The following is a 14131-nucleotide window of genomic DNA, read 5'->3' as shown; positions in this document are numbered from 1 at the left end:
AAGGGCCCGGCCGGCACCGTCGTGAGCCATTTCCCGCCTACCGGTGCGGCACCTTCCGACCCACCCCGGACCTGCCAAGATCGCCACCCGGCCGGCTCCCGTGACGCGCGGAAGTTGACCATGTAAAGAGGACTCGAAAGGTTCGTACCGCTCTTGCGGAGCACCCTGGGGCGTCTGCCAGTATGTCCCAATGCCCCAGCAGCAATCCTCCCCTCTCGCGTTCTTCGATAACGCGAACTCACAGCCAGATTTCACCGTTGGCCTGCGCGGATACAACACCCACCAGGTTGACGACTTCATCGGCCGGATGACCGCCGCGCTCACCCAGTCCGAGCAGGCGCGCGCTGAGGCCGAGCAGCGGATGAACGACGCCCAGCGCCGGCTCCGCCAGGCCGACCAGCGCGTGGCCGCGCTGGAGCAGAAGGTCGCGGACACCAACAAGCAGCTCGAGGAGAACAGCCGGCCGACGCTCTCCGGCCTGGGCACCCGCGTCGAGCAGATCCTCCGGCTGGCGGAGGAGCAGGCCAACGACCACCGCAACGAGGCCAAGCGCGAGTCGGAGGGAATCCTCTCCGCCGCCCGCCTCGAGGCGCGTGAGATCACCGACAAGGCTCGCGCCGAAGCGGCCGCGATGAAGGCCACCGCCGAGCGCGAGGCCGGCAACCTGCGCACCGCCGCCGAGCGGGAGGCCGCCGAGGTCCGCGTCCAGGCCCGCCGTGAGGCCGACACGCTGCGCGCGGACGCCGACCGCGAGACCAAGCAGCTGCGCACGGTGACCGCGCACGAGGTGGCCGAGCTGAAGTCCACCGTCGAGCGGGAGGTGGCCACCCTCCGGGCCACCGCCGAGCGGGAGATCACCCAGCAGCGGGCCAAGGCCGCCCGGGAGGCCGAGGAGAAGCGCGCCGAGGCGACCAAGCTGCTCACCGACGCGCGCGACAAGCGCGACAAGGACCTCCAGGCCCTGGAGCTCCAGCTCGCCGAGCGCCGGGAGAAGGCCGAGCGCGAGGAGTCCGAGCGGCACGCCGCCCAGGTCGCGCAGACCCAGAAGCTGGTCAGCGAGGCCGAGCAGCGGGCCCGGGCCGCCCAGGAGCGGGCGAAGGAGATCGAGCAGCGGGCGGAGGCCCGCCGCGTCGAGTCGGAGCGCACGGCGAACGAGACGGTCGACAAGGCCAAGGCGCTGGCCGACAAGACCCTGAACGAGGCGAAGGCGGAGTCGCAGCGCCTGCTCAGCGAGGCGCGGACGGAGGCCGAGCTGACCACCCAGGCGGCTCGCCGGGAGGTCGAGGACCTCACCCGTCAGAAGGACGCTGTCACGTCGCAGCTGGGTCAGATGCTCTCCGGTCTCGCCGGCATCGTGCCGGGTGTGCCGAACGGGCAGGCCGCCGCGGCGGCCGCCACGCCGGAGGCCGGCAAGGCCGACGGCGACAAGGTGGCCGCGGAGTCGGCCGGCTGACGCACCGCAAGCTCGGGGCATGACGCGGCGCGGGCGCACCGGACAACCGGTGCGCCCGCGCCGCATGCTTTCCACCACCCGCTGTCATCTACCCGTACGACTCGAGTGAAGTAGGGCCGACAGGGCGTCCGTATCGCCCCAGCAGGGCCCGTTGCGTGTGAGGATGAGGGCATGTCGCACGGCGAGGAACTGTTCGCTCTCGGCGGGGACGTGGCCACGGAGCCCAGCTTCGAGACCGCTCTGCGGGGGTACGAGAAGAAGCAGGTCGACCGATACGTCGCGCGGGCGGAGCACGAGATCACAGCTCTCGCGGCCGAGCGCGAGCAGGCGTACACCCAGATCCACAAGCTCGCCGGTCAGGTCGAGGTGCTCCAGCGGGACCTCGCGCAGGTGCGCAAACAGGTAGGTGTGGTGGACCGGGCCTCGTTCCGGCACCTCGGCCCCCGCGTCGAGCACATCCTCACCCTCGCCGAGGAGCAGGCGGAGGAGATCCTCCGCGTCGCCAACGATGAGATCGACTCCCGGCGGGCCGCCGCCGAGCACATCATCGAGGATGCCCGTGCGCAGGCCGAGAAGGCGTTGAAGGACTTCGAGATCGCCCTCGCCGCGCGGCGTGCCGAGGAGGAGCGGCAGGCCAACGCGCGCAAGGCCGAGTCGGAGGCCGCGCTGCGGACCGCCAAGGAGGAATCCGCGAAGTTGCGCCGGAACGCGCAGGACGAGCTGGCCAGGGCGCAACAGGAGGCGAGCCAGCTGCGGGAGGCGGCCAAGGAGATCCACACCCGGGCCCAGCAGGAGTCCACCAAGCTGCGCGAGGCCGCTCGGACGACGCTGGAGAAGGCGCAGCAGGAGGCCACCGAACTACGGGACGCCGCCAAGGAGGTGCACGCCAAGGCGCAGCAGGAGGCGAAGCGTCTCGTCGACCAGGCGACCGAGGCCGGGCGGGCCACCCATGCCAAGGCGCAGCGGGAGGCCAAGCAGATCATCGACGACGCCGCCATGGCGGGCCGGGCCACCCGGTCCAAGGCCCAGCAGGAGGCCGAGCGGATGACCACGCAGGCGTCCGAGGCGGCCAAGCGCGGCCGCGCCGAGACCGAGGCGTACGTGCAGCGGATGCGCGCCGAGACCGAGGCGTACGTGCAGCAGTCCCGGGCGCAGACCCAGCAGGAGCTGGGCGCCTGGCGGGCGGGCGTGGAGAAGGAGGTCAGCTCCCGACGGGAGACCGCGGACCGCGAGCTGGCCCAGCGCCGGGCCGCCGCCGAGCAGGAGTTCGCCAAGCGCCGCGACGAGCTGGACAAGCAGCACAAGTCCCGCCAGCAGGAGCTGGAGTCGACCTTCTCCCGCCGCCAGCAGGAGTTGGAGACCACCTCGACCCGGCGCCAGCAGGAACTCGAGACCGAGTTCACCGCCCGGCGCGACCAGTTGGAGGCCGAATACACGGCCCGTAAGAACGAGATCGAGCAGGGCGCCGACCGCGTCCGGCAGGCCGCCGAACGCGACGCGGCCACGCTGCGCCGGCAGGCGGAGGAACAGGCCACCGAGCTGCTGCGCCGAGCCGAGGCCGACGCGAACGACAAGCGCCGCAAGGCCGACGAGCACGTCGCGACGTCCCGTCGGCAGTTCGAGGAGTACGCGGCGACGACCCAGCAGGCCCTGGCCACCACCCAGCAGCACCTCGCGGCGACGCAGCAGGAGGTCGCGTCCGGCCGGCAGCAGCTCGCACAGGTGATGCTGGAGATCGCGCAGGCCCAGCAACAGCTCGCGGATCTGCGCCAGGAGACCTGGAACTCCCGGCAGGAGTCCGACGAGCTCCAGCGACAGCTGACCGAGCTGCGGGAGAAGGTCGCCGCGGAGCCGGCTGGTTCCGACGGGCCGACCTCGCCTCCACCCGCGGGTGCGGCCGGAAACAGGCCGGCGGCGGGGCCGGCCGTGGCGGCCCGGCCGGTCGACGTCGGACGGGGCGCGGGCGACGACCCGACGGCGAAGCCGGCGGGCACGTCCCGCACGGGCGGCGCCAAGAGCGAGCCGGTCGCCGGCAAGGCCCAGCCGGACAGCAAGGCGCAGCCGGTCACCGCGACCGCACAGCCCGCCGACGCCACGGCGCGGCCCGCCACCGCGGGCGCGGCCCCCAAGGGGGCGGGTGGCGCGCAGGGCGGAACCGACAGCGCCGGCGAAGCGGGCGCGGCGACCGGGACCAAGCCGGAGCCGGCAACCGACGAGGGTGAACCGCAGGCTGCCGGTCAGCCGAAGGCTCGCCCGGTGGCCGAGCCGGTCACGACGGTCGACGACGGGGCCGCCGGTGCGGCCGTGGACGGTGAGCCGACGGTCGCCGCGGTACCGGGCGAGGGCGGCCGGGGCGCCACCCCCACGAAGATCACCAGCACCGGTGAGAACGGCAAACGCCCCAGCAAACCGACCACCGACGAGCGGGCGGCCAAGCCCAACACGGTCTCCGTCGAGAAGGAGTGATGCGGGGGCCCGTCCCCGGGCGGCGGACGAGCACCGTTCCGTTCCGCGCTACTGAACCCGCGTCGCAGGCGCTTGCGTCGCGACCGGTGGCGGACCGTGGCTTTCGTGAGTCGCGACGAGGCCCTGGCGAACCGCGGTGGCTGCCATCGCCGCGCCTCCGGTAGCTGTGGACGCAGCATGCCCACCCGGCACCGTTGCCGCCACGAGACTGGTGCCTCTGAGTCATATTTATGCCTCTGCGTCATCACGCTCGCGCACACGTCGGCGTAGGCCCCTCGCCGCGCCGAGCCGGTCAGGCCGGGTGGCAGGCGTCGTGACGACAGGAGCGACTGATGCGGGACGCGAAGGGCCAGTAGTCTCCGGGCAGAGCCGGTGTCAGGAGTGCGCCGGTTGCGCGGATGAGGCGACGCAGTCGCCGAGCTGACCGGAGGACTGGTGACACAGGACGGGCCGAGGGCCGACGGGCCGGACCCGGAACGGGCCGAGGCGGAGCAACAGGCCCCGGAACGTGGCCGGGGGCGGCGTACCCCCGCACCCCAGGGCGCGAAGCCGCCGCGACCCGACGCCACGGCGGTGGGCGAGGGACCGGACGACCCGACGGAGCCGGCACCGGCCACCGGCTCGGGACGCTTCGGGCCGCGCGGCCGTCCGCTGCGACGCAGCAGCTTCCTGGTCGGCTTCACCGGGGGGCTCGGCGCGCTGGCCGCGTACGCCCTCTATCTCGGCCTGCGCAACGCCCTCGGCATCCTGGTTCTGGTGGTGATCTCGCTCTTCCTCGCGATCGGCCTCCACCCGGCGGTGGCCCGGCTGCGCCGCTGGGGCCTGCCGCACGGCCTCTCCGTCGCGCTTGTCGCGTTCGCCGTACTGCTGCTGCTCTGCGGCGGGGTGTTCGCGCTCGTGCCGCCGATCATCACCCAGTCCGGCCAGTTCATCGAGCAGGTACCGAACTACATCGAGCAGTTGCGCCGCAGCGAGACCGTCAACGAACTGGTCGAGCGGTACGACCTGGTGCAGAAGGTGCAGGGCGCGTTGAACGCGGAAACCGTGGGGCGCGCCCTCGGTGGCGTGCTCGGCGGCGCCCAACTGATCTTCGGCACCATCTTCCGCGCCCTGACCGTGCTGGTGCTGACCATCTACTTCCTGGCGTACTTCAACCGGTTGCGTGCCCTCGGCTACTCCCTGGTGCCCGCGTCCCGGCGGGAGCGGGTGCAGCTGATCGGCGACGAGATCCTCACCCGGGTCGGCGCCTACATGGTGGGCGCGCTCTGCATCGCGGTGCTCGCCGGCCTGAGCACGTTCGTCTTCGCGCTGATCGTCGGGCTGGCGTACCCGATGGCGCTGGCCGTGGTGGTCGCGGTGACCGACCTGATCCCGCAGATCGGGGCGACCCTCGGCGCGGTGATCGTGACCCTGGTCGGCTTCGCCACCGACCTCTCCGCGGGCATCGCCTGCGTGGTCTTCTTCCTCGTCTACCAGCAGGTGGAGAACTACCTCATCTACCCGAAGGTGATGCGCCGCTCGGTGCACGTCAACGAGGTGGCCGCCCTGCTCGCCGCGTTGCTCGGGGTCGGCCTGATCGGTGTGGTGGGCGCGGTGATCGCCATCCCGACGGTGGCCGCCATCCAGATCATCCTGCGCGAGGTGGTGCTGCCCCGGCAGCAGTCACGCTGACGCCCGCTCGGCGCCGCGCACGGCGGCCGGACGGGGGCGCGTACCGCGACTCGCCCGCTCAGCCCGCGTGGGCCTGCGGCGGGCCCGGCACCGGCCGGTCCGCGAACGAGGCCACCGTCCGGTCGGCGTACGCGCTGACGTCGCCGGTCTCCATCGGGCCGTCCCAGGTGGTGGGCAGCGGCACGGCGACGGCCGGGTTGACCCGGTGGACCACCGCGTCGAGCACCCGTTCCGCGTCACCGACCCAGAGATGCTTCGCCCCGGGCACCCCGACCACCTCGGCCTGCGGCACCGCCGCGAACCGCTTCCGCGCCTCCTCCGGACGCAGGTAGTCGTCGAACTCGGGCACCAGCGCCGTGACCGGCCGACCGGACTGCGCCCACTGGGCCAGATCCTCCGGCTTGGAGTAGCGCAGCGGCGGGGAGAGCAGGATCGCGCCGGCGACGGCGGGGTCGCAGCCGTACTTCAGGATCAGGTCGGTGCCGAACGACCAGCCCAGCAGCCAGATGTCAGGCAGCTCGTTGAACTCGGCGTACTCGATCGCGGCGGCCACGTCGTAGCGCTCACCGACCGCGTTGTCGAACGTCCCTTCGCTGGTACCGCGGAGGCTGCTGGTGCCCCTGGTGTTGAACCGCAGCACCGCGACGTCGGCCAGGGCCGGCAGCCGCCAGGCGGCCTTGCGGAAGACGTGGCTGTCCATCATCCCGCCGTGCGTCGGCAGCGGGTGCAGGCAGACCAGGGTCGCCACCGGCTCCCGGTCCAGCGGGCGAGCCAGCTCGCCGACCAGGCGCAGCCCATCGGCGGTGTGCAGCTCGATGTCCTCCCGCTTGGCGGGGAGGACGGACGACGCGCGGATCGGTTTGCTCACCGGTCAAGTCTGGCGCTAAGGCGTCGGCGTCGCCCGCCCGGGGAGGAAACAGCGTGACCCAGATCGCTCAGCCGTAGCGGGGGGCGCTGCGGCCGCGCTGGATCACCGGGCCACGCCGGTCCCGCGCACCCCAGCAACCGCGGTGCCAGTGACGGCGGTCGCTCAGATCGCCCCGGCCGTCCGCCGGCCAGGCGACCACGTGCGGCACCCCGGGCCGAATCTCCTGATCACACCCCGGACAGCGGTACGTCTTGACCGAGGAGCCCCCGCTGATCCCGCGTACCTGCCACTCGCCGTCGCGCCACTGCTGCACCGAGCCGACGCCCTGGCGCGCCCGCTCGACGTCCAGGTCCTGGGTCTCGTCCCGGCGGGGACGGTTACGACGGGGACTCACGTCATCAAGCGTACGGCCGGCTCACTGGCCCCCACGGTCAGCGGTGCGTGTGGTCGCGGAATCCCCGGCCGGTCTTACGGCCGAGGTAGCCCGCGGTGACCAGGTGCTCCAGCAGCGGCGCGGGAGCGAAGCCCGGCTCCCGCAGCTCCAGGTAGAGCTCCCGCTGGATGGCCAGCGCGACGTCCAGCCCGACCACGTCGAGCAGCTCGAACGGGCCCATCGGGTAGCCGCAGCCGAGCTTCATGGCGTGGTCGATGTCGTCCGCGGTCGAGTAGCTCGCCTCCAGCATCTTCACCGCGTCGTTGAGGTACGGGAAGAGCAGCGCGTTGACGACGAACCCGGAGCGGTCGCCACAGACGACCGAGGTCTTGCCGAGCGCGGCGCAGACGGCGCGGGCCGTGGCCACGGTCTCCGGCGAGGTGCGGATGGTGCGTACCACCTCGACCAGCTGCATGATCGGGGCCGGATTGAAGAAGTGCAGCCCGACCACGTCCGCCGGCCGCTGGGTGGCCATCGCCATCTCGATCACCGGCAGCGAGGAGGTGGTGGTGGCGAGGACCACACCCGGCTTGCAGATCTCGTCGAGGCTGGCGAAGAGCGCCTTCTTCACGCTCAGCTCCTCGACGACCGCCTCGACCACCAGGTCGACGTCGGCGAGGTGGTCGAGCGTGGCCGACCAGGTGATCCGGCCGAGCGCGCCGTCCCGCTCCTCCTCGCTGAGCTTGCCGCGTACGACGCCCTTGTTGAGCGAGGTCTTCACCGCCTCGCAGACCGTGGCGGACTTCTCCGCGCCCCGGGTCACGGAGACGACCTCGTAACCGGCCTTGGCGAAGACCTCGATGATGCCGGTGGCCATCGTGCCGGAGCCGACGACGCCGACCTTCGCGGTCGCCCGGGCCCCCTCGGCGAGCGCGGCCTGGCCGGCCACGGGCGTCGCCTCGTCCGGTACGACGACCGGCGAGCCCGGCCGCTCGTAGGTGTAGAAGCCGCGGCCGGACTTGCGCCCCAGCAGACCCGCCGTGACCATCTGCTTGATCAGCGGCACCGGCGCGTGCCGGCGGTCCCGCCCACCACGCCGGTACATGGTGTCCAGGATCTCGTACGCGGTGTCGACACCGATCAGGTCCATCAGCGCGAGCGGGCCCATCGGCAGGCCGCAGCCGAGCTTCATCGCGGCGTCGATGTCCTCCCGGCTGGCGTAGTTCGACTCGAACAGGGCCACCGCGTGGTTCAGGTAGCCGAAGAGCAGCGCGTTGGCGATGAATCCAGCGCGGTCGTTGATGGTGACGTCGACCTTGCCGAGCCGGGCGCAGAGCGCCTCCACGTCGGCGACCACGTCGGCCGAGGTGACGACCGTCCGGATCACCTCGACGAGCTTCATCACGGGCGCCGGGTTGAAGAAGTGGATGCCGATGACCTGGTTGGGCCGGCTGGTGGCCACGGAGATCTCGGTGACGCTCAACGACGAGGTGTTGGTGGCCAGGATGGCGTCGGGCTTGCAGACCCGGTCCAGCTCCGCGAAGATCCGCTGCTTCAGGTCGAGGTGCTCCGGGACCGCCTCGATGACCAGGTCGACCGCGTGCAGCGCGTCGAGGCCGACGGCGAAGGTGACCCGGCCGAGCAGCGCGTCCCGGTCCGCCGGGTCGAGCTTGCCCTTGGCGACCGCCCGATCGGTGGAGCGGGTGAGGGTGGCCTGGCCGCGTTCGAGCGCCGCCGCGGAGATCTCGACGGCGACCACGTCGATGCCGTTGCGGGCGAAGACCTCCACGATGCCGGCACCCATGGTGCCCAGCCCGACAACGCCCACGCTGGTGAACTCGCGTGCCACGACCGGCCTCCCCAGTACGCTCCGCACGGCCGGTTGAACGGCCGCTAAGGTTATGCGCGCGAGTCTGCCATGCACCGCCCGGTTGTCGAGATTCGGTGGCATATTTCGTCAGACGGCCGCCCGCGTCCCGCCCGTCGTCGCGGATCCGACGCCGGTCAGCGCCAGCAGTTCGGCGACGAACTCCGCCGGCCGTTCGAGGTGCGGGCTGTGCCCGCAGCCGGCGAGCACCACCTCGCGGTACGCGCCGCCGGCCGCGGCGTACCGGTCCAGCACCGCCCGGGTCTGTCCGATCATCGGCTGCGGCGGGCACTCCGCCTCGCCCGGCCAGCCGGGCACGGCACCGAGCGAGCCGAGGTACGCGAGGTCGAAGAGCGAGGAGTCCGACACGATCACGTCGGCGTCGCCGCGTATCCAGGTGATCGGCGGCTTCGACGCGACCGCGACCAGGTCGTCGGCGAGCCGGAGGTACGTCGGCGCGAGGGCGTTCAGCACGCCGCGCTCGCCCGGGGCGATACCCGGCCAGTTCGCCGAGGCGACCGAGGTGCCCGGGTAGTTGTCGTCCCCCGTGGCGGTGGAGAGGACGCTGTCCAGCAGCAACTCCTCGTCCACGCCGAGCGACGCCGGGTCCGACACGTAGGTGGCCCGCAGCACGTTGCGCGGGCTGGCCTGGGCGTCGTCGCCGCGGTCCTGCGCGGCGAGGCGGGCCACGAAGTCGAGGTTTGCGGTGCCCGCGCCGGTGCCCGCGAAATCGGGGGTGGTCGGGGTGCCGGCCACGTCACGGGTGCCACCGAAGCCGTACGGGGAGACGGGGGCGGCGAGCAGCAGCCCGGCCACCCGGTCGGGGTGGTCGATCAGCAGGCTCATCGCCACTCCCCCGCCGAGGGAGTGCCCGACCACCAGCGGGCGTACGTCCGGGGCGGGGAAGAGCGTCGCCTCGTCGAGCAGGGCGGCCACGTCGTCCGCGAAGTCGCGTAGACCACGGGTGGCGTCCACCGGGGCGGTCTGCGTGTCGCCGTAGCCACGCAGGTCGGGGGCGACGATCCGGAGCGTCTCCGGCAGGCGCCGGATCAGGGGCTCCCAGAAGGCCGCGGATGAGCAGTTCCCGTGTACGAGCAGCACGGGCACCCCGTCCGGCGGGCCGGCCACCCGTACCGACTGGCTGATGCCGTTCGACGTGACGACCCGCTGCTCGCTCTCCATCCGCGGCATGCTGCCACCCCGCCGGTCAGCGGTCCATGTGGTCGACGCCCATCCGGTCCGGTCCGCAGGTGTGGCCGGTCGCCGGGGTCCAGTCAGGTCGCCACCGCGACGCGTCGGGCCGGAATGGCGAGGCGTCGCCTCAGCGCAGCACCGGCGGCGTCGGCAACGGCAGGGGCAACGTCGGCCGGTGGTCACGCCGGGGCGGGCCGAAGCGGATCCCGACGGGGTCGGTGCGGGCCACGCCCGGGTCGAAGAAGCGGAGTTCGGTACGTCCGAGCCGGATCACGTCCCCGTCGCTGAGCCGCGCCACGCCGGTGATCCGGCGGTCGTTCAGCCAGGTGCCGTTGGTCGAGCCGAGGTCACGCAGGCAGGCACCCTCGGACGCGAGCCACACCTCGGCGTGCCGCCGGCTCAGATGTGGGTCGGCGACGGAGACGTGAGCCGTCGGGGCTCGGCCGATCAGCTGGGCTTCGGAGCGTAACCGGAAACTCGCCCCGCGCATCGGACCACCGGCGACCGTCAACAACGGCAGCAGTTCCGCAAGCTCCTCCATGGACAGTCAGCCCCTCCACCCCACACCGTGACTCCCCGCATCAGCGTGCCACCAGACGGTAGTTGCCTCCATGGCCACGCGGACACCTCCGCGCCTCCGGCCGTACACCTTCCGCTCCCCGATTCGGGCGGCGAAGTGACTGATCGGTGCTGGTCACAAGGGTTCAGGGCACGCCGAAGGCCTGGGCACGGTGGTCGATTCGCCCTACCGGCGAGTAATGCTCGGGTCTAGACTCCCGCCATGACGGCTGTGCATGTCCCCGGCGCCCCGGTCATCGAAGACGGCCTGCTGGTCTCCACCAGCCCGGCCACCGGCGTCGAGGCCGGGCGGTTCCCGGTCGCCACCTCGGCCGACGTCACGGCGGCGGTCGCGCGGGCCCGCGCCGCCGGACAGTGGTGGGCGGCGCTCGGCTTCGCCGGCCGCCGGAAGCGACTGCTGCGCTGGCGGGCACTGCTCGCCCAGCGGATCGAGCAGCTCACCGACCTGATGCATCTCGAAGGCGGCAAGCCGGTCGCCGACGCCGTCGTCGAGGTCGTCAGCGCCGTGGAGCACATCGACTGGGCCGCACGCAACGCTCGAAAGGTACTCGGCGCGCGCCGGGTCCGGTCCCGGCTAATCCTCGCCGAATTCTCCGGCCACCTCGAATACCAGCCGTACGGGGTGGTCGGTGTGATCGGCCCGTGGAACTACCCGGTCCTCACCCCCATCGGCTCGACGGCGTACGCGCTGGCGGCCGGTAACGCGGTCGTCTTCAAACCCAGCGAGTACACGCCCGCGGTCGGGCAGTGGCTCGTCGACACGTTCGCCGAGGTGGTGCCGGAGCAGCCCGTCCTCACCGCGGTGCACGGGCTCGGCGACGTGGGCGCGGCGCTCTGCCGCTCCGGGGTGGGCAAGCTCGCCTTCACCGGCTCCAGCGCGACCGCGCGGAAGGTGATGTCGGCCTGCGCCGAGTCGTTGACCCCGGTGCTGATCGAAGCGGGCGGCAAGGACGCGATGATCGTCGACAGCGACGCCGACCTGGACGCGGCGGCCGAGGCCTGCGTCTGGGGCGCGATGACCAACGCCGGGCAGACCTGCATCGGTATCGAGCGCGTCTACGCCGTCGAACCGGTCTTCGACGCCTTCGTGGCGAAGGTGGTCGACCGGGCGGGCCGGCTTACCGTGGGCGCCGACGGCTCGGACCTCGGCCCGATCACGATGCCCGCCCAACTGGACGTGATACGCCGGCACATCGACGACGCGCTCGCCCGGGGCGGGCGCGCCGTGCTGGGCGGCGCGGACGCGGTACAGCCGCCGTACGTGCGGCCGACGGTGCTGGTCGACGTGCCGGAGGACTCCGCCGCCGTCCAGGAGGAGACCTTCGGGCCGACGCTCACCATCAACCGGGTCAGTGACGTCGACGAGGCCGTCACCCGCGCGAACGCCCTCACGTACGGCCTGGGCGGTTCGGTCTTCGGCCGGCGCCGCGCGGTGGCGATCGCCCGCCGGCTGCGCTCCGGCATGGCCTCGGTCAACTCGGCGCTGGCCTTCGCCGGAATGTCCACACTGCCCTTCGGTGGGGTGGGCGATTCGGGCTTCGGCCGGATCCACGGCGCGGACGGGCTGCGCGAGTTCGGCCGGGCCAAGTCGATCACCCGACGTCGAGCGCGCTCGCTGTTGCCCTCGATGACCTTCGAGCGCACGCCGGCCGACGTCGCCCGGCTCGTGAAGGCCATCAAATTGATGTACGGCAGGTCATGACGGCGAGCCGCTTCGACGTCCGGAGCGATGGTTCACTCCGGGCCAGGACCACGGGACGAGCCGTCGGCCCGACACCCGCTCAGAAGAGCGTCAGTTCGTCGCGCTCGATGCCGCGCAGCTTGTCGTAGTCGACCACCACGCAGCGGATCCCCCGGTCGGTGGCGAGCACCCGCGCCTGCGGCTTGATCTCCTGTGCGGCGAAGACACCGGCGACCGGCGCGAGCAGCGGATCCCGGTTCATCAGCTCCAGGTAGCGGGTCAACTGCTCCACGCCGTCGATCTCCCCGCGCCGCTTCACCTCGACCGCTACCGCGCCCTGGTTGGCGTCGCGGCAGAGCAGATCCACCGGCCCGATGGCCGTCATGTACTCACGCCGGACCAGGGTGAAACCCTCGCCGAGGGTCTCCGGGTTGGCGGCGAGCAACTCCTGCAGGTGCGCTTCCACGCCGTCCTTGCGCAGGCCCGGATCCACGCCCAGCTCGTACGAGGTGTCCTGGAAGATCTCCTCGAGGGTGATCCGCAGCTCCTCGCCGGCCTTGTTGACCACCCGCCACACGCCCGGAGCCTCCTCCAGCCGGCACGGCGGGCTCATCCAGTTCAGCGGCTTGTACGCACGGTCGTCGGCGTGGATGGAGACCGACCCGTCCGCCTTGACCATGAGCAGTCGGGTGGCCGGCGGCAGGTGCGCCGAGAGCCGTCCGACGTAGTCCACCGAGCACTTCGCAATGACCAACCGCACCCGACGAGGGTAGCGGAGGAGCCGGCGATCACCGTCGGGCGGCACTGGCGTGCCGGTGGGATGCTGTGACCGTGTTCGAACTCCTCACCGGAACCGGCCTCGCCGCCTCGGCCGGACTGAACGCCTACATCCCTCTGCTCACCGTGGGTCTGCTGGCCCGGTACACCGACCTGATCGACCTGCCGAGCGGCTGGGCCTGGCTGGGCGACGGCTGGGTCCTCATCATCCTGGCGGCGCTGCTCTCCGTCGAGGTGGTCGCCGACAAGGTGCCGATGCTCGACCACGTCAACGACGTGGTGCAGACGGTGGTACGCCCCACCGCAGGCGGGCTCGCCTTCGGCGCGGGCTCGACAGCCGAGACGGTCACGGTGAGCGACCCGGGGAGCTTCTTCGGATCCCACGAGTGGGTACCCGTGGCGACCGGCGTGCTCATCGCGTTCGGCGTGCACCTGCTCAAGTCCGCCGCCCGACCGATCATCAACGCGACCACCGCCGGCGTGGGCGCACCGGTGGCGAGCACCGCCGAGGACGCGACCAGCGCGCTGGTGTCGGTGGTGGCGATCCTGCTGCCGGTGCTCGTCCTGCTGTTCCTGGTCGGGCTGCTCGCCTTCTGGTTCTGGTTCCGGCGCCGGCGTGCCGACCGCCGACGAGAACTGGAAGCGGCCCGGGCGGCCGGCTTCCGCGTCTAGCCAGCGCCGCGCCAACCGATCGTCGTCCAGCCAGCGCGGCTGCCACCGGCCGCCTGGCTCGCCCGCGTGTGGCTGCGCGGCCGCCTGACTCGGCCCGTGTTTGGATGCGCCGCTGCTCGGGTCGGCTCGGGCTGCGGGTGGGTGCGCCGCTGGTCCGGCTCGGGCTGTGGGTGGATGCGCCGTTGTCTGGCTCGGTCCCGGGACTGGCCGCGTCCGGCTCGGTCCCGGGGCCGGCCGCGTCTGGCTCGGCTCCGGGGGTTGGCCAGCTCGGCTCCGGGGGTTGGCCGGGTTCGGATATGCCGTTGGCCGGCACCCGGGTTCGGGTGCCGGCCAACGGTCATGTCATTGCTGTGTGGTTGTCAGCTGTTCCAGTAGTGGGCGACGAGGTCGGCGGCCTGCTGTTCCCACTGGGCGTAGGCGTCCGGGTAGGCCGACACCTGCACGGTCTGGGCGGCCTGGGTCAGCGGCATGTCGTGCCAGCCGTCGACCTGCTTCAAACCCTTCAGGAACGCGGTGGTGGCGTACTGCGG

At 72.2% G+C, this 14131-nt stretch carries 11 protein-coding genes; 5 read left to right on the top strand and 6 right to left on the bottom strand.

The window, feature by feature from the left end; translation table 11 throughout:
* Positions 1-190: 190 nt before the first annotated feature.
* From BXA10_RS20730 to BXA10_RS20720, 3 genes are all read left to right on the top strand, one after another.
* The gene (locus BXA10_RS20730) at positions 191-1453 is read left to right on the top strand and encodes a coiled-coil domain-containing protein (protein ID WP_076472337.1); all 1263 of its coding nucleotides are present in this window, start codon (positions 191-193) and stop codon (positions 1451-1453) included.
* 171 nt (positions 1454-1624) lie between these two features.
* Complete coding sequence (locus BXA10_RS20725) at positions 1625-3919, top strand: hypothetical protein (protein ID WP_076472335.1); 2295 nt, start codon at positions 1625-1627, stop codon at positions 3917-3919.
* A 573-nt stretch (positions 3920-4492) separates the two neighbouring features.
* Positions 4493-5590, top strand: a complete 1098-nt coding sequence (locus tag BXA10_RS20720) for an AI-2E family transporter (protein ID WP_139338074.1) — start codon at positions 4493-4495, stop codon at positions 5588-5590.
* 58 nt (positions 5591-5648) lie between these two features.
* Here BXA10_RS20720 and BXA10_RS20715 read toward each other — a convergent pair whose 3' ends face one another.
* From BXA10_RS20715 to BXA10_RS20695, 5 genes are all read right to left on the bottom strand, one after another.
* Entirely contained in the window at positions 5649-6458 is an 810-nt protein-coding gene (locus tag BXA10_RS20715; protein ID WP_076472331.1) for an alpha/beta hydrolase, read from the bottom strand.
* A gap of 67 nt (positions 6459-6525) precedes the next feature.
* The gene (locus tag BXA10_RS20710) at positions 6526-6852 is read right to left on the bottom strand and encodes a hypothetical protein (protein ID WP_076472329.1); all 327 of its coding nucleotides are present in this window, start codon (positions 6850-6852) and stop codon (positions 6526-6528) included.
* A 37-nt stretch (positions 6853-6889) separates the two neighbouring features.
* Complete coding sequence (locus tag BXA10_RS20705) at positions 6890-8680, bottom strand: 3-hydroxyacyl-CoA dehydrogenase family protein (protein WP_076472326.1); 1791 nt, start codon at positions 8678-8680, stop codon at positions 6890-6892.
* A gap of 108 nt (positions 8681-8788) precedes the next feature.
* Positions 8789-9889, bottom strand: a complete 1101-nt coding sequence (locus tag BXA10_RS20700) for an alpha/beta fold hydrolase (protein WP_175649261.1) — start codon at positions 9887-9889, stop codon at positions 8789-8791.
* A 130-nt stretch (positions 9890-10019) separates the two neighbouring features.
* Positions 10020-10433, bottom strand: a complete 414-nt coding sequence (locus tag BXA10_RS20695) for an FHA domain-containing protein (RefSeq protein WP_076472322.1) — start codon at positions 10431-10433, stop codon at positions 10020-10022.
* Positions 10434-10673: 240 nt separating this feature from the next.
* On the opposite strand from BXA10_RS20695, the gene BXA10_RS20690 reads away from it, so the two are divergent.
* Positions 10674-12173, top strand: a complete 1500-nt coding sequence (locus BXA10_RS20690) for an aldehyde dehydrogenase family protein (RefSeq protein WP_076472320.1) — start codon at positions 10674-10676, stop codon at positions 12171-12173.
* 79 nt (positions 12174-12252) lie between these two features.
* Here BXA10_RS20690 and nucS read toward each other — a convergent pair whose 3' ends face one another.
* Positions 12253-12912, bottom strand: coding sequence for an endonuclease NucS (gene nucS, locus BXA10_RS20685; protein ID WP_076472317.1), 660 nt, complete (start codon positions 12910-12912; stop codon positions 12253-12255).
* 71 nt (positions 12913-12983) lie between these two features.
* Here nucS and BXA10_RS20680 point away from each other — a divergent pair, with 71 nt between their 5' ends.
* On the top strand, positions 12984-13601 hold the full coding sequence (locus BXA10_RS20680) for a DUF4126 domain-containing protein (RefSeq protein ID WP_076472589.1): 618 nt from the start codon (positions 12984-12986) through the stop codon (positions 13599-13601).
* Positions 13602-14131 lie beyond the last annotated feature (530 nt).

The sequence above is a fragment of the Micromonospora avicenniae genome, from assembly GCF_900156065.1.
In the GTDB taxonomy this organism is placed as follows: domain Bacteria; phylum Actinomycetota; class Actinomycetes; order Mycobacteriales; family Micromonosporaceae; genus Micromonospora; species Micromonospora avicenniae.
The sequence above is the reverse complement of the archived record's forward strand: the minus strand, read 5'-3'. Positions and strand labels throughout refer to the sequence as shown.

Bases quoted from the DNA above. Each gene is read 5' to 3' on its own strand.
- BXA10_RS20730 (WP_076472337.1), top strand. From the start codon at position 191: ATGCCCCAGCAGCAATCCTCCCCTCTCGCGTTCTTCGATAACGCGAAC.
- BXA10_RS20725 (WP_076472335.1), top strand. From the start codon at position 1,625: ATGTCGCACGGCGAGGAACTGTTCGCTCTCGGCGGGGACGTGGCCACG.
- BXA10_RS20700 (WP_175649261.1), bottom strand. From the start codon at position 9,889: ATGCCGCGGATGGAGAGCGAGCAGCGGGTCGTCACGTCGAACGGCATC.
- BXA10_RS20695 (WP_076472322.1), bottom strand. From the start codon at position 10,433: ATGGAGGAGCTTGCGGAACTGCTGCCGTTGTTGACGGTCGCCGGTGGT.
- BXA10_RS20690 (WP_076472320.1), top strand. From the start codon at position 10,674: ATGACGGCTGTGCATGTCCCCGGCGCCCCGGTCATCGAAGACGGCCTG.